The following is a 22,163-nucleotide window of genomic DNA, read 5'->3' on the forward strand; positions in this document are numbered from 1 at the left end:
ATAACAACTGAATAAACAGGGGGCAACGTCGACCACCCGATTGAATGAATCCTCACACCTAAGCAGCGATAGGTTTCATTTCAGTTACACGGGTGTCTTATCTGATAGACGCCACGAGCATAGACGATCTGTTACGAGACGTTACCCGGCGGGCAGGCAAAGTAACGCTAATCACCTGTCGTTAAAGGAAAAATTACAAAAAAACCAAAAAATAGGATAGTTCCTACACGCGGTTTCACATCAGATGATGAAAACGCCGCATAGTTCGTAACGATCGGCAATTAACCCTTCAGCAAAAAGGATTTTGTATGTCATCCATTTCAGATCCGGACTTTCAAGCGCTCCAAGGTGCCTGGGAACAAACGTCACTGGAGGACAGTGGCGTACTCAACCCCGTCGACGCGCACAGCGCTCCGGGGGCAGTTACCACGATTGCCGGCGACCGTTTCGAGGTGAAGACCGTCAGTGGCGAGGTGTTGCTGGAGGGCCGGTTTTTCCTCGACGGCACTCCCGTTCCCAAGAGCATTACCTGGGTGGACGCCATCGGCGATGACGCCGGCAAACACTTGCCTGCCAGCTATCGCCTCGAAGGGGATACATTTGTGTTCATTGCGGCGGATGAAGGTATGCCCAGGCCCATGTCATTCAAGACGGGGGCAGGCCAGACCATGCGCAGTTTCATACGGCGCTCCTGAGCCGTACGCCATCCGGACCGGCGACAGCGTTTTCACAAGGCCTTCACTTTCAGCGCTATAGGGTGAGACCTACTCCAGTGAATCCCTTGGCCCGCCTCCCCTCGCGGGCTTTTTTTTGCCGAAAGCATTCCACTCAAACGCAAGGTTTGGTGGCGACCAAGGTAAAGCACAAGGGCAACTGAGCAGGCTGGTGCTCGTACTGGTCGTACAGTTCTTCGCGGTTGGAGTGCGCATACTCCTGCAAGTGGCTGATCTGCAAGTCTGCGCAAATCGCTGAGCTCACCACGTCCCCCAACGTGTGCACATACCAATAGGAGGTCGGCCCGGCCACGTCGCCCTGGCCTTCGTAGACAATCGACTCCTGCAACACAAAGGGCTCACGCTGGAAATACGAACTGGCAGGCAGCAGCGGGTTTGGCGCCTTGGGATCGAACACCTCCAGGAATGGATGGGTTTCATACATCACCAGCGTACCGCCGGGCTTCAACGTGCTGGCGACATGGCGCATGAACAGCGCCACATCCGGCATCCAGCCGAGTACACCGATGGTCACCAGGGCGATATCGAATCGCGCGTGCAAGCGTTGCGGCAGATGATGGATGTCGCTCTCGATAAATTCGGGATCATGGGGCGACACATCGGCCAGCTCACGCGCCTGCTGGAGAAACGCCCGGGACTGGTCCACTCCCACTACCGAACGCGCGCCCAGGGCGAACAGCGACAGGCTTTCGCGACCGTTGTTGCAACACAGTTGCACCACATCCTTGCCAGCGACACCGATGTCCTGCAACAAGCCGGTAATGGTGGGGTCCAGGCACGAAAAATCAGGTTTGCGGACTCCGCTAAGCAGTGCGCTCCAAGTCTCGGTGGTTTTGTGCAGGTCGGCGGATTGGTCCCAGGCGTCCTTGTTGCAGGCAATCGCCTGTTGAGCTGAGGGCATGTCCATTGCGTCTCCAGATAAGTCATACGGCGGAGCAGCGAAAATAAGCCACCTATCCGCAGAATAAAACCCCAAGCAGCAGGCGAAACTAAATGCAATGCGCGCAGGTCATTAGCGCAATGAGTGTTCAGCCCTTGAATGCCCCCTTCGAAGTCCTGATCGTGGCCAGACACGCCGACCTGCGTAATACCTTGTCCCTGGACAGCCTGAATTTCTTCCTGGCGGATGTGCGCGACGGCCTCGGCCCGTACCTGGCCATCTACCTGCTGGCCGTACACAAGTGGGACCCGGCCAGTATCGGCGTGGTCATGACCCTGGCGGGTATTGCCGCGCTGATCACTCAGGGCCCGGCGGGCGCACTGATCGATCGCACGCGCAGCAAGCGCGCCGTGATTGCGATCGCTGCCCTGCTGGTGACCGGCAGTTGCCTGCTGCTGCCCTTCGTCAGTTCATTCAGCCTGGTCGCCTTGACCCAAGCGGCCAGTGCCGTCGCCGCGTCCGTGTTTGCCCCGGCGATTTCCGCGATTTCCCTGGGGATCACCGGGCCGCGGGCCTTTACCCGCCGCACCGGGCGCAATGAAACCTTCAATCACGCCGGCAACGCCGTGGCTGCGCTGCTGGCCGGTGGCCTGGCGTATCTGTTTGGTCCGGTGGTGGTGTTCTACCTGATGGCCTTTATGGCGGTGGCCAGCGTCGTGGCGGTCAGTTGCGTGTCGGCCAAGGCTATCGACCACGAAGTCGCCCGCGGCTTCGACCCGGCCCACATCACCGACCACGAACCACCGTCCGGCATGAGGGTGCTGCTGGGTAACCGACCACTGCTGCTGTTCGCCATTTGCTGCGCGCTGTTCCACCTGGCCAATGCTGCGATGCTGCCACTGGTCAGCCAGAAGCTCTCGCAGATCAACCTGCAGATGGCCACCCCACTGACCTCGGCCTGCATCGTCGCCGCGCAATTGGTGATGGTGCCGATGGCCTGGCTGGTCGGCAGCAAGGCCGACGTGTGGGGGCGCAAGCCGCTGTTGCTGTTCGGCTTCTTGATTCTGCCACTGCGTGGCGTGCTCTATACCTTGTCCAGTGACCCCTATTGGCTGGTGGCGGTGCAAATGCTCGACGGTATCGGCGCGGGGATCTTCGGTGCGCTGTTCCCGGTGATCGTCAAGGACCTGACCCAGGGCACCGGGCGTTTCAATGTCAGCCTGGGCGCGCTGTCCACGGTGTTTGGCCTGGGCGCGGCACTAAGTAACAGCCTGGCCGGCTTCGTGGTGCAACAGGCCGGCTACAACGCAGCATTCCTCACCCTGGCCGGTGTGGCTTTCGTCGCGTTGGCGCTGTTATGGCTGGCGATGCCGGAGACCCTGGCGAAGCCCATCTTCGCGCCCCATGCCTCTGCCGCCTGATATAAGCGACACAACCAGCGCTCAACCGCCGCTGAGCTGCGCCTGTTCGGGCGGCTCTACCCGTCTAATAGCGATCTTCGGTGAGCTGACCCAGCGTTTGATTGCCGGGCCAGAGGGCTAAGTTAAAGCAGTACAGTGGACAGCATTCCCAAGGCGCCCAAGACGAACCCGATAAGTGCGCCTCGTCCTGGTGCCTCATGAAACAGCGACCAGACCACCACCGGCTCAAGCAGCAACAACGAGGTGACGGAGACCACGGTGACGATCCAGATATCACCGACAGCCACGTACCCCAACCAATACGCACCCAGCAGACAAAGCCCTGCAAAACACATCAGCACAACGGGAAGCACGAACCCTTCCCATGAACCATTTCCTGTGTGGGCAAGCTTGGCGGTCACCACCTCACTGTAGATCGCACAAAACTCGCCGAGCACCATCAACCCTAGAGCAGAAACTCCGAGTAGTTCTTTGGACATATCAAAAACTCCTTCGTATTCAACGCAATATTTTTCAGCTCCCAGCCAGCGATGCCGCGGCCCAGGAGTTCGTTGCAGTGATACGAAGCAGCCTTGAACAGGCCTGAATTACCGAAGTGCTTTTCCATGCTCATGTCCTTCAAGGGGTGTGAGTCTCGGCGCCCACATAGGGGGCGCGTTGCGATCATACGGTCCGCTCTCCATTCTGAACAACCCGCCACCTTGGGGTGACCATGCGCCACTCGAGGTTGAAGGCTCTGAACATCCGTCGTCGGCTGCCATACAACTGTCGCCTGACATATGCGACAATGCGCGCCAAATTCCAACACACATCCCCCATTTTTTGCTCAGCGACCGGGTTTCGCGCCCTGATGTCGCTGTTGATGCATGCCTGAAGGCTCCTGCCGCCACGCTCGCAACCCATTGATAGGTAAAGTAATTGATCTCCACAGCTAACATCACCATGCAGTTCGGCGCCAAGCCGCTCTTTGAGAACGTCTCGGTCAAGTTCGGCGCCGGCAACCGGTATGGTCTGATCGGTGCCAACGGTTGCGGCAAGTCGACCTTCATGAAAATCCTCGGCGGCGACCTCGATCCGTCCGGCGGCCAGGTCATGCTGGAGCCGAATGTGCGCCTGGGTAAACTGCGCCAGGACCAGTTCGCCTACGAAGAATTCACCGTGCTCGACACCGTGATCATGGGTCACGAGGAGCTGTGGAAGGTCAAGGCCGAGCGCGACCGTATCTACTCGCTGCCGGAAATGAGCGAAGACGACGGCATGGCCGTGGCCGAGCTGGAAACCGAGTTCGCCGAGATGGACGGCTACACCGCCGAATCCCGCGCCGGTGAACTGCTGCTGGGCCTGGGTATTCCCCTGGAACAGCACTTCGGCCCGATGAGCGAAGTGTCCCCAGGCTGGAAGCTGCGTGTGTTGCTGGCCCAGGCGCTGTTCTCGGATCCGGAAGTGCTGTTGCTCGACGAACCGACCAACCACCTGGACATCAACACCATCCGCTGGCTGGAAAACATCCTGACCCAGCGCTCCAGCCTGATGATCATCATCTCTCACGACCGTCACTTCCTGAACAGCGTGTGCACCCACATGGCTGACCTTGACTACGGCGAGCTGCGCCTGTTCCCGGGCAACTACGACGAGTACATGACCGTGGCGACCCAGTCCCGCGAGCAACTGCTGTCGGACAACGCCAAGAAGAAAGCGCAGATCTCCGAGCTGCAATCCTTCGTCAGCCGCTTCTCGGCCAACGCCTCGAAAGCCAAGCAGGCGACTTCCCGTGCCAAGGCGATCGACAAGATCCAGCTGGCCGAGGTCAAGCCTTCGAGCCGCGTGAGCCCGTTCATCCGTTTCGAACAAACCAAAAAGCTGCACCGCCAGGCGGTCATCGTCGAGCGCATGGCCAAAGGCTTCGACGGCAAGCCGCTGTTCAAGGACTTCAGCTTCCAGGTTGAAGCCGGCGAGCGCGTGGCGATCATCGGCCCGAACGGTATCGGCAAGACCACCCTGCTGCGCACCCTGGTCAACGAACTGACCCCGGATGCTGGCAGCATCAAGTGGACCGACGCCGCTGAACTGGGCTACTACGCCCAGGATCACGCGAGTGACTTCGAAAACGACATGAGCCTGTTCGACTGGATGGGCCAGTGGACCCAAGGCGAGCAAGTGATCCGTGGCACCCTGGGCCGCATGCTGTTCTCCAACGACGAGATCCTCAAGTCAGTCAAGGTGATCTCCGGTGGTGAGCAAGGCCGCATGCTGTTCGGCAAGCTGATCCTGCAAAAGCCGAACGTGCTGATCATGGACGAACCGACCAACCACTTGGACATGGAATCCATCGAGGCACTGAACCTGGCGCTGGAGAACTACCCGGGCACGCTGATCTTCGTCAGCCATGACCGTGAGTTCGTATCGTCCCTGGCCACCCGCATCATCGAGTTGAGCGCCAACGGCGTGATCGACTTCAGCGGCACCTACGACGACTACCTGCGCAGCCAAGGCGTGGTGTTCTAACAGTAGCGACCTGAAACCCTGGGAGCATGCTTGTTGTGGCGAGCATGCTTGTTGTGGTGAGCATGCTGGTTATGGTGAGCGGGCTTGTTGTGGCGAGCGGGCTTGCCCCGCGTTGGGCTGCGCAGCGGCCCTGAAAACGAACACCGCGTTTTTGCCTGGCAGAATGCGGTGTTTTTTATTGGGGCTGCTGCGCAGCCCGACGCGGGGCAAGCCCGCTCGCCACAAAAGTGCGCTCGCCACAAAAGCCGGTTTCTCAGCCAAAATAGTTAGGCTGCTTCCTTTTCCCCCAAGCCCTTGCCATGATGCGTTCACCGCCCGCCCGCGAACGAGAGCCCATGTCCAACGCCGCCCCCTCCTCCCTGTCGATCACCCTGCAGATCGTCTCCATCGTCTTCTACACCTTCATCGCCTTTATCTGCATCGGCCTGCCGATTGCGGTAATCCCAGGCTATGTACATGAGCAACTGGGCTTCAGCGCGGTAGTGGCCGGGGTCACCATCGGTTCGCAGTACCTCGCAACCCTGCTCAGCCGTCCCATGGCCGGGCGCATGTCCGACAACGTCGGCACCAAGCGCGCGATTGTGCTGGGGCTGGCCGGCATCCTGATCAGCGGTGTGTTGACGTTCTTCGCCACCCTGGTGGACAGCCTGCCCAGCCTGAGCCTGGGGATCCTGATCGTCGGCCGGCTGTTGCTGGGCGTGGCCCAAGGCCTGATCGGCGTGGGCACCATCAGTTGGTGCATGGGCCAGGTCGGGGCGGAGCACACGGCGCGGTCGATTTCGTGGAATGGCATTGCCTCCTACGGCGCCATCGCGATTGGCGCGCCGCTGGGGGTGGTGATGGTCGCTGAATATGGCTACACCAGCCTGGGTATCGCGCTGTCGGTATTGGCGGCGCTGGGCCTGGTGCTGATCCGCAATAAGCCCTCGGTGCCGGTGGTGCGCGGCGAGCGCCTGCCGTTCTGGGCGGTGTTCGGGCGCATCGCACCGTTTGGTGCCAGCCTGTGCCTGGCGTCCATCGGCTACGGCACCCTGACCACCTTTATCACCCTGTATTACCTCAATCGCGGCTGGGTCGGCGCGGCGTACTGCCTCACGGTGTTTGGCGTGTGTTTTATCGTCTCGCGACTGGTGTTCATCTCGGCGATCAGCCGCTTTGGCGGCTTCAGGGCGGCGATTGCGTGCATGATCATCGAAACCCTGGGCCTGACGCTGCTGTGGCTGGCGCCGTCCACCGGCGTGGCCTTGATCGGTGCAGGGCTGACCGGCTTTGGTTTGTCGCTGGTGTACCCGGCGCTGGGCGTGGAAGCCATCAAGCAGGTGCCCAACAGCAGCCGCGGTGCAGGCCTGAGTGCGTATGCGGTGTTTTTCGACCTCGCGCTGGCGATTGCAGGGCCGTTGATGGGTGCCGTGGCGTTGAACCTGGGTTACAGCTGGATTTTCTTCTGTGCGGCGCTGTTGTCGGTCACTGCGTTGGGCGTGACCTTGCTGCTCAAGCGCCGCGCTTACTGATCGGCGGTCTGCAAGCCGGCGCGGGTAGATTGGCCGAGGGTGTGGGTGAAAAAACGCCCGGCCTCGGAGATCAGGTCGCGGTGGATGCCTTCACGGTCGACACCGTCGGCATCGGTGCAGATGGCCGGCATCGCGGCCAGTTGGTCGCTGTCACACGGCGCCATGAACACGAAGTGCCCTGCCCCCGCCAGCAGCTTGAAGTCCGGCGGCTCCGGCAGCTTGCGCGCCAGGGCGGCAGCGTTCTTGTCTACCGCCACCAGCTTGTCGCCGTCGCCGCTGTAGAGCAGCACCGGCACATGCACGTCGGCGAGGGTGTGGCGACCGAACATCAGGCTCAATGGCGCCATCAACATCAAGGAATGAATACGCGGGTCGGATTGCGGCTGCAGGTCGTCACGGTCCACCACCAGTTCGCCTTTGGTGGTGCAGGCATCGCGATCTTCGGGGCGTTCCTGGCAATAGCGGCGCAGGCGGTCGAAGTCCGGCTTGGCACCCGCCAGGATCAACGCGGTTTCACCACCGGCCGAATAGCCGATAACCCCTACCTGATTGACGTTGACGAACGGCGATAGCATCGGGTCGGCCAGGGTGGCGGTGATCGCTTCGGAAATCTGGATCGGCCGGCCGTACAGGTTACTTACCGTGCCCAGGCGGCTATGGTCCTTGTAGTTATCGCCGGGATGCAGCACCGCGACCACTACAAAGCCTTTGCGCGCCAGCGACGTGGCCAGGTCATGCAGCGCCAACGGCGTACCGGTGTTGCCGTGGGACAGCATCAGCATCGGGAAGCGGCCAATGGCGATCTTGGAATCTTCGGTAGCGGCGACGTGATAGGGACCCAGTTGCGTGCTGTGTTCATCGTCGGTGGAGGGGTAGAACGCCACCGCTTTCATCGGCTGCAGGTCCAGCGGGTCGAGAAAGGTCATGCGATGGAAGCCCACACTCCAATGGGGGTGCGGCGCCGGCGCGGCGTGCACTGAAATCAGGCCGCCGAGCAGGGAAAGAACCATAACAGCACAAAGACGCATCATGAGGATGTCCACCTTTGCTGCGTGACCACGTTGAATACCCGCGGCATATCGATCTGAGAAGTCCATGGTTCAAGTTACTCACACTGGGTGATAAACCCATGTGTGCATAACCTGGGCCAAAGTAATGACAGCGGATAAACGGAAAAACTCCGTACGCCGGTCGTTTCAAGGCGACCAGAATACGGAGTTTAGGCGCCCGGCTTCAGATTGAAACCGAGCAGAGGCGAAATTTACACACGCCTTACGCAGCAGCGAACAATTGTTCGTTGATGAGTACGTTCGCGTCGCTCAGGGATTTGCTGCGCACTTCATCACCGTAGGCCAGGCCGTGGGCGCGCACGAATTCGATGTCGGTAATGCCGAGGAAGCCCAGCATCACTTTCAGGTATTCCTCGTGGGCAACACCCGTCGCCTGGCCAACGTGCAAGCCGCCGGAGGTGGAAACAATGATGACTTTCTTGTTGCCGCACAGACCTTCAGGGCCGGCTTCGGTGTAGCGGAAGGTCTGGCCGGCGACGGCGATGCGGTCGATCCAGGCTTTCAATTGGGTTGGAATGGTGAAGTTGTACATCGGCGCAGCCAATACCACGGCATCGGCGGCGAGGAATTCAGCCAGAGTCTTGGCGCTCAGGTCGGCCTCGTGCTGTTGTGCGGCGTCACGCAGCTCGGCGGCGGTGCCCAGGGCACCCAGGGTCGCGCCGGAGAAGTGGTTGATGCCTTCGCTGGCGAGGTCACGGTAGGTCACTTCCACACCCGGCTCGGCCGCTTGCCAGGCCTTGACTACGCCAGCGCTGAGCTGACGGGACGCCGAGTTGTCGCCGAGGATGCTGGAATCGATGTGCAATAGTTTCATGGTGGATCTCCGAGGTGGGATCGACAGTGGCGATCAGATGGTGGTGATGCTACGCATGAAACCAATAGTCGATAAGACGCCTGAAATGCGATAGTTTGTCCCACTGACAGGACAATAGGCTGACCATGCAAGACCTCAACGACCTCTACTATTTCGCCAAAGTCGTCGAAGCCGGCGGCTTTGCGGCGGCCGGGCGGCTTTTGGGTATCCCCAAGTCGCGGCTGTCGCGGCGCATTGCCGAGCTGGAAGAACGCCTCGGCGCGCGCCTGCTGCAACGCACCACGCGGCAACTGACCCTCACCGCCGTTGGCGAACGCTACCTGCGCCACTGCCAGGCGATGCTGTTGGAGGCGGAAATGGCCGACGAGGCCGTCGCCAGCATGTCCAGCGAACCCCGCGGGCGGCTGCGGGTCACATGCCCGGTGGGGCTGGCGCAGCACTTCCTACCGGAACTGGTCGCCGGATTTCTCGCCGCCAACCCCCAGGTACAGCTGGAGATGACCCTGGTCAACCGCCGCGTCGACCTGGTCGCCGAGGGCATCGATGTGGCACTGCGAGTGCGCGATCTCGGTGACGAAGACCCGCTGCTGGTCACCAAGCGCCTGCGCCAGGCCCAGACCGTGCTGGTCGCCAGCCCCGCATTCATGCTCGGTCGCCAGGTGAACACCCTCGACGATCTCAAGCAACTGCCGATACTCGGTGCGCTGGAGGCGGATCGCCTGGTGCATCAGCGCATCCTCGACCCCCAGGGCAACCCACACGATCTGGCGATGGAAGCCCGCCTGGGCATCGACGACTTCATCGTGCGCAAGGCCAGCGCCGTCATGGGCCTGGGCTTTACCGTGCTGCCGATGATGTACTGCGAAGAGGAACTGGCCAACGGTCGGTTGGTGCAACTGCTGCCGCAATGGTCGTTGCCGGGCGGCTGGCTCCAGGCCGTCTACCCGCATCGCCGTGGCGTACTGCCGGCGATTCGCGCCTGGATCGATTACCTGGAAGAAGGCTTTAAGAGCTGCGGAGACCGCTTGCTATGAAGATGACCGAAGCACAAGTCGCGACGTTCTGCCTGAGCCTGCCCGGCGCGCGGGAAGACTACAAATGGGGCGGCGTGCGGGTGTTCTCGATAGCCGGCAACAAGATGTTCGCCCTGCAAAACCTGCGCGGTGATTCGCTGGCGTTCAAGGTCGACAAGGAATTGTTCCTCGGCCATGTCGACCGCCCCGGCATCCACCCGGCGCCGTACCTGGCACGCGCGCAGTGGATCATCATGAACACGCCCTACCCGCTGGGCGCCGAGGAACTGCGCGGCTTGTTGCAGCGCTCCCACCAGTTGGTGGTGAGCAAACTGCCCAAGCGCACGCAGGTCGGCTTGCTGCTAGAGAACTGACAGTAGCGTGCCGCTGAGGAACAACTGGTCCAGCCAGAACACCTGGTGCAACAGCACAATCACCCAGAACAGCACCTGGTAAGACACCTTGCGCGTCTTGTGCCGGAACACCTGCTGGGCAATCAACGCTCCCGGCCAGCCGCCCGCCAGTTCCACGGCGTGGAGGATGTTCTCCGGGGTGCGCCAGCTGTCGGTGCGGGCCTTGCGCTTGTCGCTCCAATACAGGAAGAACGCCAGCACGCTGACCACGCCGTAGGCCGCCAACGGAAGCACGGTTTCGCCGCGCAGCCACACCAACACCGAACCCACCAGTGGCGCGGCGCACAACAGCACAAAAATCGCCGCTTTCAGGCGCAAGTGCTGAACCATCATGCCTTGGCCGCAGCCCAGTCGATCCAGCCGAATTGCCACGTCGCCAGGATCAGCAGGCCGAACGCAATGCGGTACCAGGCAAACGCCGCATAACTGTGGCTGGCAATGAACTTGAGCAGGCCCTTGACCGCAATCATCGCGAAGATGAACGAGGTGACGAAACCGATGGCAAACACCGGCAGGTCCGCCGGCTGGAACAGGTCGCGGTATTTGTAGCCCGAGTACACCGCCGCACCGACCATGGTCGGCATGGCCAGGAAGAACGAAAACTCGGTGGCGGTCTTGCGCGACAGGCCGAACAGCAGGCCGCCGATGATGGTCGAGCCGGAGCGCGACGTACCCGGGATCATTGCCAGGCACTGGGCAAAACCGACCTTGAGCGCATCTTTCCAGGTGATGTCATCGACGCTTTCGGCGTGCACTTCATGCTCGCGGCGCTCGGCCCACAGCATGACGATGCCGCCGATCACCAACGCGGTGGCCACGGTGATCGGGTTGAACAGGTAGTGGTGGATCAGGTCGGCAAAAATCACCCCCAGCACGACGGCCGGCAGGAACGCGATCAGCAGGTTGATCGTGAAGCGCTGGGCGTTGCGCTGGGTCGGCAACCCGGTGACCACATCGAGGATCTTGCGCCGGAACTCCCAGACCACCGCCAGGATGGCGCCCAGCTGGATGATGATGTTGAACGCCATGGCGCGCTCGCCGCCGAAGTCGAGCAAGTCGGCGACGATAATCTGGTGGCCGGTACTGGAGATCGGCAGGAACTCCGTAAGCCCCTCCACTACGCCAAGAATCAATGCCTGAATGGCGGTCCAAAAATCCATGTTTCCCCCAAAGGTCATGCGCCGTGGCATGCCTTGTTAGTCTTTTTTAATGGTTCACTGACGACGAGCACACTGAAGGCCCAGTGTTGATAATGGTCAACGCCGGACTGCAAAAATTCTGTGAAAATCAAGCAGCACTCAGGTTTTGCGATTTCAGGCCGAAAGCCTATCAGACAAGGCGTAAAAGTCGATGCGACGCCCACAATTATAAAAAGCCCGGAGTGACAGGACGATGAACAGTTTGCGCAATATGTCGATCAGCCGACGCCTCTGGCTGATCCTGATAGTCGCCGTGCTGATGCTGCTGGCCTTGGGTTTATTGATGCTCAAGCAGATCCATGACGACCTCTACCAGGCCAAGCGCCAACAGACCCAGCACGTGGTCCAGACCGCCAGCGGGATCCTGACGTTTTATCACAGCCTCGAAACAACTGGCGTGATGACCCGCGACGCCGCGCAAAAACAAGCCCTGAGCGCGGTGCGCGGCTTGCGCTATGACCACGACGACTATTTCTGGATCAACGACCTCACGCCCGTGATGATCATGCACCCGGCCAACCCCAAGCTGGACGGCCAGAACCTCTCGGCCATCCGCGACCCCGACGGGTTTGCCGTGTTCAACGAGTTCGTGAGCCTGGCCAAGGCCAAGGGCGCCGGCATCATCAATTACCGTTGGCCGAAACCGGGTGCCGAGGCGCCGGTGGCGAAAACCTCGTATATCCAACTGTTCGAACCCTGGGGCTGGATCATCGGCTCCGGCGTGTACGTGGACGATGTGCAGGCCGAGTTCAACGGCCAGGTATGGAAAACCTCATTTATCGGCCTGGGCATTGCGCTGGTGATGGCCTTGCTGGTGTCGCTGATTGCCCGCAGTATCGTGCGCCCCTTGCAGGATGCGGTAAACGCCATGGGCAATATCGCCAGCGGCGAAAGCGACCTGACCCGCAGCCTCGACACCCACGGCCGCGACGAAGTCACCCAGCTGGCCCAACACTTCAATACCTTCACCGCCAAGCTGCGCCAGGTGGTGAGCCAGTTGCAGGCGTGCGCCAACGCCTTGGGCCAGTCGTCCACGGAGCTGGGCAACAACGCCAGCCAGGCCCATGACCGCAGCCAGCAGCAGTCGCAGCAGATGGAACTGGTGGCCACCGCCATCAACGAGGTCACCTACGGCGTGCAGGACGTGGCCAAGAACGCCGAACACGCCGCCAGCGAAATGCGCGACGCCCAGGCCCAGGCGCAGCAAGGCCAGGTCAATATCGACGGCAGCCTGCAGCGGATCGATCAGCTCTCCACCACCATCAGCCAGGCGGTGGAAGTGATCCGCACCCTGTCCAGCGAAAGCACGCAAATCGGTGGCGTGTTGGAAGTGATCCGCTCCATCGCCGACCAGACCAACCTGCTGGCCCTGAACGCCGCCATCGAAGCCGCGCGCGCCGGGGAACAAGGCCGTGGTTTTGCCGTGGTGGCCGACGAGGTGCGCCTGCTGGCCCAGCGCACGCAAAAATCCACCGCCGAGATCCAGGCGATGATCGAGCGCCTGCAAGGCCACTCGGAAGCGGCGGTCAAGGTGATCAGCGACAGCCACAGCGCCTCGCAACTGACCATCGAACAAGCCGGCCAGGCCGGTGCCAGCCTGACAGCCATCGGCCAGGCCCTGCACAACCTCAACGGCCTGAACGCGTCGATTGCCAGCGCCACCCTGCAACAGGCCCATGTGGTGGAAGACATCAACCAGAACGTCACCCAGGCCGCCGGCTTGTCCCACAGCACCGCATTGGCAGCGGAACAATCCAGCGTCGCCAGCGTGCATTTGCGCGGGCTGAGCGAACAGCTCGACGGCCTGCTACGCCAATTCAAGGTCTAGCGCAGGCCAACCTGTGGGAGGGGGCTAGCCCTTCCCACATTTACCCTCCAGTGTTTTGAAGATTGCTTACCTCTGGTTACAATCCCCGCCCTCTCTCATTTCCCAAGGAACCGCCATGTCCGGGCTTGAACTGTTCGCCGCCGCCCTGGGGGTGATCGCTGTCTGGCTGACGGTCAAACAAAACCCCTGGTGCTGGCCCATCGGCCTGGTGATGGTGTTGCTGTACACCTGGGTGTTCTATGACGTGAAACTCTATTCCGACATGCTGCTGCAGGTGGTCTACGCCGCCTTGCAAGTCTATGGCTGGTGGCAGTGGACCCGCGCCGGCGAGGTCAAGCAAGGCCGCCAGGTCACCAGCCTGGGAGTGCCGGCGATCATGACCAGCCTGGCGGTCGGCGCGGTCGGCAGCCTGCTGCTGGGCGCTGCGATGGCGCACTGGACCGACGCCGCGCAACCCTGGCTCGATGCCGCCCTCACCGGTTTCAGCCTGGTGGCGCAACTGTGGATGGCGCAGAAACGCGTGCAATGCTGGCCGCTGTGGATTGCCGTGGACGTGATTTTCGTCGGACTGTTCCTCTACAAAGGCCTCTATCTCACCGCCGTCCTTTATGCACTGTTCACCGTGATCGCTGTGCAAGGCTGGCGTGAATGGCGCGCCGACCCGGCGTTGCAACCATGAAGGTGGTGGTACTGGCCGGCCCCGAATCCAGCGGTAAAAGCTGGCTGGCCGCCGAGTTGCACGCGCATTTCGGCGGGCTGATGGTGCGTGAATACGTGCGCGATTTCATGGACCACCACCAGCGCGACACCAGTCTGGCGGATATTCCGGCCATCGCCCACGGCCAACTGGCCTGGGAAGATGCCGCCCGCGCCCAGCAGCCGCACCTGCTGGTCCTCGACACGCACCTGCTGACCAACAAACTGTGGAGCCAGACCCTGTTCGGTGACTACCCGGCGTGGCTGGACGACGAACTGCTGGCGCGGCACTACGACCTGCACCTGCTGCTATCGCCGGACGATGTGGAATGGACTGCCGATGGCCAACGCTGCCAGCCGGAACTGGCCGACCGCCAGGCGTTTTTCCAAGGCAGCCTGGCGTGGATGCAGCAGCATCGACAGGCGGTTGTGGTGATTCGGGGGGATTGGGAAGCGCGCAAACAGGCGGCGTTTTCAGCAGTGGAACACCTGCTTCAACCATAACACTGTCCTCACTGTGGGAGGGGGCTTGCCCTAATGCCAGTCAGTTAAGGAGGAACACTGTAACTGTTTGCCCGTTCTATCTCTTAACTGACTGGCATTAGGGCAAGCCCCCTCCCACATTTTTGACCGTGTCAGGCTTTAGTAGCCCAGCGACAGGCCGGTATTACGACGCGGGTCATTCGCGCCATAGAAGCGGTTGCTGCCCACCGGTTTACCGTCCAGGGAGGGGGCGCCCACCAGGATCGCCGCCAAGTGGTTGGCGTCCTGCGGCCCGGCAAACTTATGACCCCAGCTTTCCAGAATCTTCTGGGTGTCCGGGCTGACGGCGAAGGTCTCAAGGTTGGTGGTTTCCGGCATCCACTGCTGGTGGAAACGCGGCGCGTCCACGGCTTCCTGGATGTTCATCTTGTAGTCGATGACATTCAGGATGGTCAGCAAGGTGGCGGTAATGATGCGGCTGCCGCCCGGCGTACCCACGACCATCACGGCCTTGCCGTCCTTGGTCACGATGGTCGGGCTCATCGACGACAGCGGCGCCTTGCCCGGTGCGATGGCGTTGGCTTCACCCTGGACCAGGCCGTACATGTTCGGCACGCCGACCTTGACGGTGAAGTCGTCCATTTCATCGTTGAGAATCACCCCGGTCTTGCTGGCCATCACCCCTGCACCGAACCAGTCGTTGAGGGTGTAGGTCACCGAGACCGCGTTGCCCCACTTGTCGACGATGGAATAGTGAGTGGTGTTGTTGCCCTCGTGGGGCGACACGCCCGGCTTGATCGCCTGGGAATCCCCGGCCTTGTGCGGCTCGATGGCGTCACGCAGTTTGGCCGCGTAGTTCTTGTCCAGCAGATGCTCGATCGGGTTCTTGACGAAATCCGGATCGCCCAGGTAGCTGTTACGGTCCACGTAGGCGTGGCGCATGGCTTCGATCTGGTAGTGCAGGCCCTGGGCCGAGTGATAGCCCAGGTCGGCCATCGGGTAGCCTTCGAGGATGTTCATGATCTGGCAGATCACCACACCGCCCGAGCTTGGCGGCGGTGCCGAGACCACGTGGTAGCCACGGTAATCGCACTCGATGGGCGCCAGTTCGCGGGTCTTGTATTTGTCGAGGTCGGCCTGGGTGATGATGCCCTTGCCGGCCTGGCTGGAGTCCACCAGGGCCTTGGCGACCCAACCTTTATAGAAACCGTCGGTGCCCTTGGCGGAGATTTCCTTCAGGGTCTTGGCCAGGTCTTTCTGCACCAGCTTCTGGCCGACCTGCATCGGCTGGCCGTTGTGCAGGAAAATCCCGCGCATGTCCTTGTCTTTTTCGAACTCACCAGTGGCGGTGTGCAGCAGGTCGATATCCCCCTGCTCCAGGGCAAAGCCGTTTTCCGCCAGCTTGATCGCCGGGGCAATCACCTGGGCGCGCTTGAGGGTGCCGTACTTGCTCAGGGCCAGCTCCATGCCGGACACGGTGCCGGGCACGCCGACGGCCAGGTGGCCCTTGGCACTCAGGCCTTCGACAACATTGCCGGCCTTGTCCAGGTACATGTCAGCGGTGGCTGCCAACGGGGCTTTTTCGCGGAAGTCGAGGAAGGTCTTGCGCCCGTCCGCCAGTTGCACGGTCATGAACCCGCCGCCGCCCAGGTTCCCTGCCGCCGGGTACACCACTGCCAGCGCGTAGCCGACCGCCACCGCGGCATCGACCGCATTACCGCCGGCCTTGAGTACATCCACGCCGACATGCGTGGCCAAATGCTGGGCGGTCACCACCATGCCATTTTCACCGGCCACCGGCGCCTGGGAAGCGGCTTGCACGCCGCTGACCGTCAGCACCAAGGCGGTGGCAATTAATGTGCGGCTGAAGGGTTGGTATTTCATCCATGGCTACTCTAGTTATTGAGATGCACCAAAATAGCCCGGCCTGAATTTAATCCCCAGCGCAATGGCGTTTTTATTACAGAACCTGTCGGTCATAGAACGGAGCGGAAAAAGCCCATGCTATATTTCGCGCCCAAACTGTCCTGCAAGGCGTTTTGACATGGCGATCAAGAAGACCGGAATTCGTGCCCAACAGGCCGACCAGACGCGTTCGCGCATCTTGCAGGCGGCGGTCAAGGTGTTCACCCGCGACGGCTATTCCGGGGGGCGCGTCGACACCATTTCCAAGGAGGCCGACTCCAACGACCGTATGCTCTATTACTATTTCGGCAGCAAGGAACACCTGTTCGTCTGCGTGCTGGAACACACCTACGAGCAGTTCAACCGGGCCGAAAGCAAACTCAAACTGGACCTGGCTGCGCCGGTGCAGGCCCTGCGCGAGCTGGTCGCGTTTATCTGGACCTACTACGTCAAGCACCCGGAGTTCGTGGCGATCCTGAGCATCGAGAACCTGCACCAGGGCAAGCACGCCAAGCAGTCCGGCGAACTGCGCAGGCTGTCGGGGGAAGCGGTCGGCGTGCTGCGCCCGATCATCGAAGCCGGCCAAGCCCAAGGCGTGTTCCGCGAGGATGTCGACCTCAAGCACGTGTACTTGATGATCGCCTCGCTGTGCTACTTCTATAACTCCAACCGCCACACCCTCAGCTCATTCCTCGGGGAAGACCTGTCGAACAAGACCCCGCAGCAGGACTGGCTGGCCTTTATCAGCGACCTGGTGGTACGCGGCGTCACCCCCCTCCCACACTAATGAGTGCCAGGGTTGGCGCGCAGGTGCGCAACCTTCTGTTCCAACCCATTCCACGTCGGCGCATTCGGCGCAAACCGCCCGCGCAGGTACGCCACCAGATCCGCCACCTGGCTATTCGACAAACTGTCCTTGAAGCCCGGCATGTAGCCCAGATCCTCGGTCGCCGGATTGCTGATGCCTTGCAGGATTACCTTGATCAAATTGTCCGGCTGGTCGCTGTGCACGTTGGTATTGGTCGCCAGCGACGGGCTCACCCCGAACAACGTCGGCCCCAGCCCGTCGGCGTGGCAGGCCTTGCACGCCCCTTCGAACACGCGCCGGCCATTGGGATTTGGCAGCGTGGTCGCCACCTGTACTTGCGCAACGGCTTCGCCCTTCAGCGACGCCAGGTACACCGCCATGGCGCGGATATCCGCCTTGGGCAGTTTCGACAACTCACTCACCACCGGCCCCATCGGGCCTGCCGCTACGCCGTGTGCATCGGAATAGCCGGTGCTCAGGTAAGTGAATAGCTGGTCCTCGGTCCACGGCGTCGGCGCCTTGGACAACCCTGTCAACGCCGGCGCTTCCCAACCATCGACCGTACCGCCGGCCAGGAACGCCTTGCCGCCCTTCTCGGCCCCCATCAGGTTGCGTGGCGAATGGCACGCGGCGCAGTGGCCCAAGCCGTTCACCAGATAATTGCCGCGATTCCACTGCTCACCACGTTCAGGCTGCAAAGTGATTTCACCGCGCCGCAGATTCAGGGCATTCCACCCCGCCATCAGCGGCCGGAGATTGAACGGAAAAACCATGGCATTCGGCGTCGGCGCCTGGCTGACCGGTGCCTGTGACATCAGGTAGGCGTACAGCGCCTGCATATCCGCATCGTTGATATTGCGAAACGCCGTGTAGGGAAACGCCGGGTACAGGTTGCGCCCGTCGCGGCCAATGCCATCGCGCATCGCCCGCTCAAAGGCCGGGTACGACCAGGCGCCGATGCCGGTGTTTACATCCGGGGTGATATTGCTGCTGTACAGCGTGCCGAACGGTGTCTCCATCGCCAGCCCGCCCGCGTTGGTCGCACCACCCGGCGCCGTATGGCACACCGCGCAATCACCCACCGCCGCCAGCAGGCGTCCACGTTCCAGGGTGGCCTTGGACCAGGTGCCGGCGCTGGGCGGCGCGATGGGCGCGATTTCATTGTGAAATGGCCAGGCCGTGGCCAGCAGCGCGCCCAACGTCGCGAACAGCGCACCGAACCACCACTTGCGGCGTTTTTCCGGCGATTTGGCCGGCTCACCCGAGGCCCCGGCATTCAGCGCCGCCAGCACCCGCTCCGGGGTGATCGGCAGTTCGCGAAAACGAATCCCGGTGGCGTCGTAGATCGCATTGGCAATCGCCGCCGCGCTGGGCACCGACGCCGACTCACCCGCGCCCATGGGCGGCTGGTCCTGGCGCGGCATCATCAGCACATCGATCTGCGGCACCTCAGGGAAGGTCAGGATCGGGTACCCGCCCCACTCCTTGCTCGCTACCGTCGACTCTTCGAAGGTCACGCGCTCCTTGAGCACGCGACTGGTGGACTGGATCACATTGCCGTGGATCTGATGCTGCACGCCCGCCGGGTTGATCATCATCCCCGAGTCATGCCCGATCACCACCCGCGTCACCGACACATCGCCGGTGTGTTTGTCGATCGCCACATCCGCCACCCAGGCGGCCCACGCCGCGCCGAAGCCGGGGAACTTGCTGTGGATGTAACGCGCGTAGGCAAAGCCGCGGCCGCGCAACAGGTGATCGTCACTGGCGGTTTGCATCGGCGCGGTGCGCGGTGACCAGTTGGCGCGTTCGGCGGTGGACTTCACCAGGTCGATGGCGCGCTCGTCCTTGAGATAGCGCAGGCGGTATTCCACCGGATCGACGCCGGCAGCGAAGGCCAGTTCATCGATATAGGATTCATGGGCAAAGGTGTTGGGCAACGCCGACACGCCGCGCATCCACGAAGCGCGCACGATGGGCGCCATGTCGTTGATGGTCACGCGCAGGTTGTCGATGTCGTAGGGCGGAATCGAAGTGCGGTCGCCCATCTCGAACATCGCCGCCACCGGTTCGACGCGGCCGGTGAGCAAGAGTGCCAGGGTCGGTGCCCCGTTGGAGGGGTAGCTGGTTTCGAAGTCGTAGGCGGCGATGCTGCCGTCGGCATTGAGGCCGCCGTCCACCTCCATCAACTGCGCGGTGCCCTTGGGCTCCCACAGATGCTCCTGTTCGCGGCTCAGCTGTACGCGCACCGGCTTGCCCACCGCGCGGGACAGCAGCAAGGCGTCGGCGCACACATCATCAGCGCAATTGCGGCCATAACAGCCGGAAGCCTCCATGCGGATGACGTCGATCAGCGCCTCATCGCACTCCAGCAACCACGCCAGGTCGGCGCGCAGCAGGTGCGGGTTCTGGCTGCCGGACCACACGCGACTGCCTGTCGGCGCGTAGTCGGCCAGCCCGCAGGAGGGGCCGATGGAGCCATGCATCTGGTACGGCCACAGGTACGTGCGCGGCATGCGTTGGCTGGCATTGGCCAGGGCTGCGTCGACATTGCCTTGGTCGAGCACCGTGCGGCGTACCCGTGGGTTGTCGCGGATGGCCTGCTCCACATCGCTCATGTCCGGCAGCGCGGTGTTCCAGGGTTTCCAATGCACCTGCAACGTCTGCGCGGCCTTGATCGCCTGCTCTTCGCGCAGCGCCACCACGCCGACAAAATCACCGATCACCACCACCGCGACGATACCGGGGATATGCGCGATGGAGTCTTCATCCACGCGCAGCAGGCTGTTGCCGACAAAGTCACCGCAATCGAGCCCGGCATACGGCGGGCGAATCACCCGGCCGTGAAGCATGCCGGGCACGCGCATATCGTGAACATAAGTCAGTTCGCCGGTGGCCTTGCCCGGGATGTCCACCCGCGCGGCGCCCTTGCCCACCAGACGGTAATCCGGGCTGGCCTTGAGGGGCGCATCACCACTGATGCGCAACTGATGATGCTGGCCGCTGACCAGTTCCGCGTAGGTGCTGGTACGCCCGTCGGCGCTGTGAATCACGCCACCTTCCACCTTGAGGCTGGCCGTGCTCACGCCCCAGCGCCCCGCCGCCCGCGCCAGTAAGCAGCGCCGCGCTTGCGCCGCCGCGTTACGCAGAGGGATCGCGGAAATCTGCAACGTGGCACTGGCAATGGTCGCGCCCTGGTTCGGCACGCGCTCGGTGTCGCCGAGCACCATCTTCACCTGCTCCATGCTCAGGTCGAGTTCCTCGGCGACGATCTGCGCCAGCGCGGTACGGATGCCGGTGCCCAGGTCGACATGGCCGTTGAACGCATACACCAGGCCGTCATCGTTGACGGCGATAAACAGCCCCAGTTCCTTGGGCTTCACGCTCGGCGTACCGCCCTTGGCCACCGGCCCCGAAGGCGGTAGCACGTCATCGACGATCAACAAAACGCCAGTTTTGGCCAGCCACTGGTCACGGGAAAGCGGGGTGTCGGTCATGGTCATCAATCCACGTTCATCAGGCGCGCGGCACGCAGCACCGCGCGAAGGATTTCGATATGGGTGCCGCAGCGGCAAAGGTTGCCCGACAGCTCAAGGCGCACCTGGGCTTCGCTGGGGCTGGGGTTGCGGTCGAGCAAGGCCTTGGTGGTCATGATCATGCCGTTGAGGCAGTAGCCGCATTGCGCGGCCTGTTCATCGATAAACGCTTGCTGCACCGGGTGCAGCGCCTGGCGGGTGCCGAGGCCTTCGAGGGTGACGATCTCACGCCCCACCGCGCCCGACAGCGGAAACACACACGAGCGCGCAGCGACGCCATCGATGATCACGGTGCATGCACCGCATTCGCCCAGGCCGCAGCCGTACTTGGGGCCGTTGAGTTGCAGGTCATTGCGCAGTACCAGCAACAGCGGCGTATCCGCCATGGCGCTGACTTCGCTGGTTTGCCCGTTGACCTCAAGCGCTACCGTGATGTGCTGGCTGATCATTTGCTTCGCCCAAGCCCATTGATGAAGTAGACACTACATGAAACAGTCAAAAAAAAGCGTCGCGGACCTGGGGTCTCGCGACACACTTGACTGATGAAGTGCCCGCTACATCAACAGAGAGCAAAAACGATGCCAAAAGGCTCGGCACATCCACTGTGGCGAGCGGGCTTGCCACAATAGGTACGACTCCAGGCGGCTATCAGTCCTGGGGATCGTCGATCATCTTGCGCAACAGAAACAGCACCGCCACCCGTTCGGCGGGGTTGAGGTTGCTCATGGTCAGTTCGCTGATCTGTGCGGCGCGGGGGGTGGTTTGCGCGACCAACTCGGCACCGGCGGCGGACAGGTCGACCACTACCTTGCGCTTGTCCTGCGGGTCGGGCTCCAGGGTGATCAGTTCCTTGGCCTTGAGCCGCTCGACGATACCGCGAATGGTCGCCTGGTCCACGGCCGTGGCCTTGACCAGCTCGGTGAGGGAACTTGCACCGTGATCGCGCAACGCACACAGGGTGACGAACTGCACGGCGGTGAGCTGGGAGTCGCCGACATTCTGCTGAAAGATCGCCAGGTGGCGCTGGTAGGCCTTGCGCAACAGGTGGCCAACTTGTTCAGAAAAAACGTAGGAATCAGGCACGGCGGGCTCGGTGGGTGGTTGGCGATGGGGAGGCATGATGGCGGGGATGCCGAAATGACTCAAGGATCTCATTGCCTGAATGCGGTCAAAATGTGGGAGAGAGCTTGCCCAAATACCGGTCAGTTAAGGAGGAACACCGTAACTGTGGCGAGCGGGCTTGCCCCCGATGGCCATGGGTATCTACACAACGTTGTAGCCGCCAACGCTAACCACGATGCGAAGCGAGCCGCCCTTGATCTTGCTGTTGATCTTGATCTCAGGCGC

21 protein-coding genes and 1 pseudogene are annotated in these 22,163 nt (G+C 61.9%); 11 read left to right on the forward strand and 11 right to left on the reverse strand.

Annotated features, from left to right (window positions below; all coding sequences use genetic code 11):
- Positions 1 to 308: 308 nt before the first annotated feature.
- Positions 309 to 695: a TIGR03067 domain-containing protein gene (locus AB1462_RS28345; protein ID WP_367248598.1), complete on the forward strand. Its 387-nt coding sequence runs from the start codon at positions 309 to 311 to the stop codon at positions 693 to 695.
- A gap of 133 nt (positions 696 to 828) precedes the next feature.
- On the opposite strand, the gene AB1462_RS28350 is transcribed toward AB1462_RS28345, so the two are convergent.
- Complete coding sequence (locus AB1462_RS28350) at positions 829 to 1,641, reverse strand: bifunctional 2-polyprenyl-6-hydroxyphenol methylase/3-demethylubiquinol 3-O-methyltransferase UbiG (RefSeq protein ID WP_259194131.1); 813 nt, start codon at positions 1,639 to 1,641, stop codon at positions 829 to 831.
- A gap of 155 nt (positions 1,642 to 1,796) precedes the next feature.
- Between AB1462_RS28350 and AB1462_RS28355 the strand changes: the two genes are divergently transcribed.
- On the forward strand, positions 1,797 to 3,035 hold the full coding sequence (locus AB1462_RS28355) for an MFS transporter (RefSeq protein WP_315338954.1): 1,239 nt from the start codon (positions 1,797 to 1,799) through the stop codon (positions 3,033 to 3,035).
- A 122-nt stretch (positions 3,036 to 3,157) separates the two neighbouring features.
- Here AB1462_RS28355 and AB1462_RS28360 read toward each other — a convergent pair whose 3' ends face one another.
- Together AB1462_RS28360 and AB1462_RS28365 are read right to left on the reverse strand one after the other, a co-directional pair.
- Positions 3,158 to 3,475, reverse strand: a complete 318-nt coding sequence (locus AB1462_RS28360) for a hypothetical protein (RefSeq protein ID WP_259194144.1) — start codon at positions 3,473 to 3,475, stop codon at positions 3,158 to 3,160.
- 5 nt (positions 3,476 to 3,480) lie between these two features.
- Entirely contained in the window at positions 3,481 to 3,642 is a 162-nt protein-coding gene (locus AB1462_RS28365) for a hypothetical protein (protein ID WP_167361116.1), read from the reverse strand.
- A gap of 311 nt (positions 3,643 to 3,953) precedes the next feature.
- Here AB1462_RS28365 and AB1462_RS28370 point away from each other — a divergent pair, with 311 nt between their 5' ends.
- Together AB1462_RS28370 and AB1462_RS28375 are read left to right on the forward strand one after the other, a co-directional pair.
- A complete protein-coding gene (locus AB1462_RS28370; protein ID WP_074846575.1) occupies positions 3,954 to 5,540 on the forward strand; it encodes an ABC-F family ATPase in 1,587 nt (528 codons plus the stop codon).
- A 335-nt stretch (positions 5,541 to 5,875) separates the two neighbouring features.
- Complete coding sequence (locus tag AB1462_RS28375; protein WP_090404829.1) at positions 5,876 to 7,051, forward strand: MFS transporter; 1,176 nt, start codon at positions 5,876 to 5,878, stop codon at positions 7,049 to 7,051.
- Here AB1462_RS28375 and AB1462_RS28380 read toward each other — a convergent pair.
- Both AB1462_RS28380 and AB1462_RS28385 read right to left on the reverse strand, forming a co-directional pair.
- Complete coding sequence (locus tag AB1462_RS28380; protein ID WP_315338953.1) at positions 7,045 to 8,082, reverse strand: dienelactone hydrolase; 1,038 nt, start codon at positions 8,080 to 8,082, stop codon at positions 7,045 to 7,047. The two genes, AB1462_RS28375 and AB1462_RS28380, sit on opposite strands and share 7 nt — an antisense overlap.
- Before the next feature lie 241 nt (positions 8,083 to 8,323).
- Positions 8,324 to 8,935, reverse strand: a complete 612-nt coding sequence (locus AB1462_RS28385; protein WP_090404835.1) for an FMN-dependent NADH-azoreductase — start codon at positions 8,933 to 8,935, stop codon at positions 8,324 to 8,326.
- Between the two features lie 125 nt (positions 8,936 to 9,060).
- Between AB1462_RS28385 and AB1462_RS28390 the strand changes: the two genes are divergently transcribed.
- Complete coding sequence (locus AB1462_RS28390; protein WP_259194134.1) at positions 9,061 to 9,969, forward strand: LysR substrate-binding domain-containing protein; 909 nt, start codon at positions 9,061 to 9,063, stop codon at positions 9,967 to 9,969.
- Positions 9,966 to 10,322: an MmcQ/YjbR family DNA-binding protein gene (locus AB1462_RS28395; RefSeq protein WP_090404843.1), complete on the forward strand. Its 357-nt coding sequence runs from the start codon at positions 9,966 to 9,968 to the stop codon at positions 10,320 to 10,322. The genes AB1462_RS28390 and AB1462_RS28395 overlap by 4 nt, the downstream gene beginning before the upstream one ends.
- Here AB1462_RS28395 and AB1462_RS28400 read toward each other — a convergent pair.
- Together AB1462_RS28400 and AB1462_RS28405 are read right to left on the reverse strand one after the other, a co-directional pair.
- Positions 10,311 to 10,694, reverse strand: a complete 384-nt coding sequence (locus AB1462_RS28400; RefSeq protein WP_259194136.1) for a DUF1294 domain-containing protein — start codon at positions 10,692 to 10,694, stop codon at positions 10,311 to 10,313. The two genes, AB1462_RS28395 and AB1462_RS28400, sit on opposite strands and share 12 nt — an antisense overlap.
- A complete protein-coding gene (locus AB1462_RS28405; RefSeq protein ID WP_090404851.1) occupies positions 10,691 to 11,521 on the reverse strand; it encodes an undecaprenyl-diphosphate phosphatase in 831 nt (276 codons plus the stop codon). Before AB1462_RS28405 ends, AB1462_RS28400 begins: the two co-directional genes overlap by 4 nt.
- Positions 11,522 to 11,753: 232 nt before the next feature.
- On the opposite strand from AB1462_RS28405, the gene AB1462_RS28410 reads away from it, so the two are divergent.
- From AB1462_RS28410 to AB1462_RS28420, 3 genes are all read left to right on the forward strand, one after another.
- Positions 11,754 to 13,388, forward strand: a complete 1,635-nt coding sequence (locus tag AB1462_RS28410; protein ID WP_090404854.1) for a methyl-accepting chemotaxis protein — start codon at positions 11,754 to 11,756, stop codon at positions 13,386 to 13,388.
- Between the two features lie 115 nt (positions 13,389 to 13,503).
- Positions 13,504 to 14,067 carry a nicotinamide riboside transporter PnuC gene (gene pnuC, locus AB1462_RS28415; protein WP_090404858.1) on the forward strand — a complete coding sequence of 188 codons (564 nt, stop codon included), beginning with the start codon at positions 13,504 to 13,506 and terminating at the stop codon, positions 14,065 to 14,067.
- Positions 14,064 to 14,588 (forward strand): AAA family ATPase, encoded by a 525-nt coding sequence (locus AB1462_RS28420; RefSeq protein ID WP_090404860.1) that lies wholly within the window; start codon positions 14,064 to 14,066, stop codon positions 14,586 to 14,588. Before pnuC ends, AB1462_RS28420 begins: the two co-directional genes overlap by 4 nt.
- 138 nt (positions 14,589 to 14,726) lie before the next feature.
- On the opposite strand, the gene ggt is transcribed toward AB1462_RS28420, so the two are convergent.
- On the reverse strand, positions 14,727 to 16,451 hold the full coding sequence (gene ggt / locus AB1462_RS28425) for a gamma-glutamyltransferase (protein WP_259194137.1): 1,725 nt from the start codon (positions 16,449 to 16,451) through the stop codon (positions 14,727 to 14,729).
- Positions 16,452 to 16,611: 160 nt separating this feature from the next.
- Between ggt and AB1462_RS28430 the strand changes: the two genes are divergently transcribed.
- Positions 16,612 to 17,259, forward strand: a complete 648-nt coding sequence (locus AB1462_RS28430) for a TetR/AcrR family transcriptional regulator (RefSeq protein ID WP_090404867.1) — start codon at positions 16,612 to 16,614, stop codon at positions 17,257 to 17,259.
- Here AB1462_RS28430 and AB1462_RS28435 read toward each other — a convergent pair.
- From AB1462_RS28435 to AB1462_RS28445, 3 genes are all read right to left on the reverse strand, one after another.
- Positions 17,256 to 20,777, reverse strand: a complete 3,522-nt coding sequence (locus AB1462_RS28435) for a molybdopterin cofactor-binding domain-containing protein (protein WP_367248603.1) — start codon at positions 20,775 to 20,777, stop codon at positions 17,256 to 17,258. The genes AB1462_RS28430 and AB1462_RS28435 overlap by 4 nt on opposite strands.
- A 5-nt stretch (positions 20,778 to 20,782) precedes the next feature.
- Positions 20,783 to 21,265: a (2Fe-2S)-binding protein gene (locus tag AB1462_RS28440; RefSeq protein WP_090404870.1), complete on the reverse strand. Its 483-nt coding sequence runs from the start codon at positions 21,263 to 21,265 to the stop codon at positions 20,783 to 20,785.
- 199 nt (positions 21,266 to 21,464) lie between these two features.
- Positions 21,465 to 21,899, reverse strand: a complete 435-nt coding sequence (locus AB1462_RS28445) for a MarR family winged helix-turn-helix transcriptional regulator (protein WP_090410013.1) — start codon at positions 21,897 to 21,899, stop codon at positions 21,465 to 21,467.
- Positions 21,900 to 21,953: 54 nt separating this feature from the next.
- On the opposite strand from AB1462_RS28445, the pseudogene AB1462_RS28450 reads away from it, so the two are divergent.
- Positions 21,954 to 22,163 (forward strand): annotated as a pseudogene (locus AB1462_RS28450) (hypothetical protein); the annotation flags it as partial.

Source organism: Pseudomonas sp. SB113, assembly GCF_040754745.1.
Classification (GTDB): domain Bacteria; phylum Pseudomonadota; class Gammaproteobacteria; order Pseudomonadales; family Pseudomonadaceae; genus Aquipseudomonas; species Aquipseudomonas grimontii.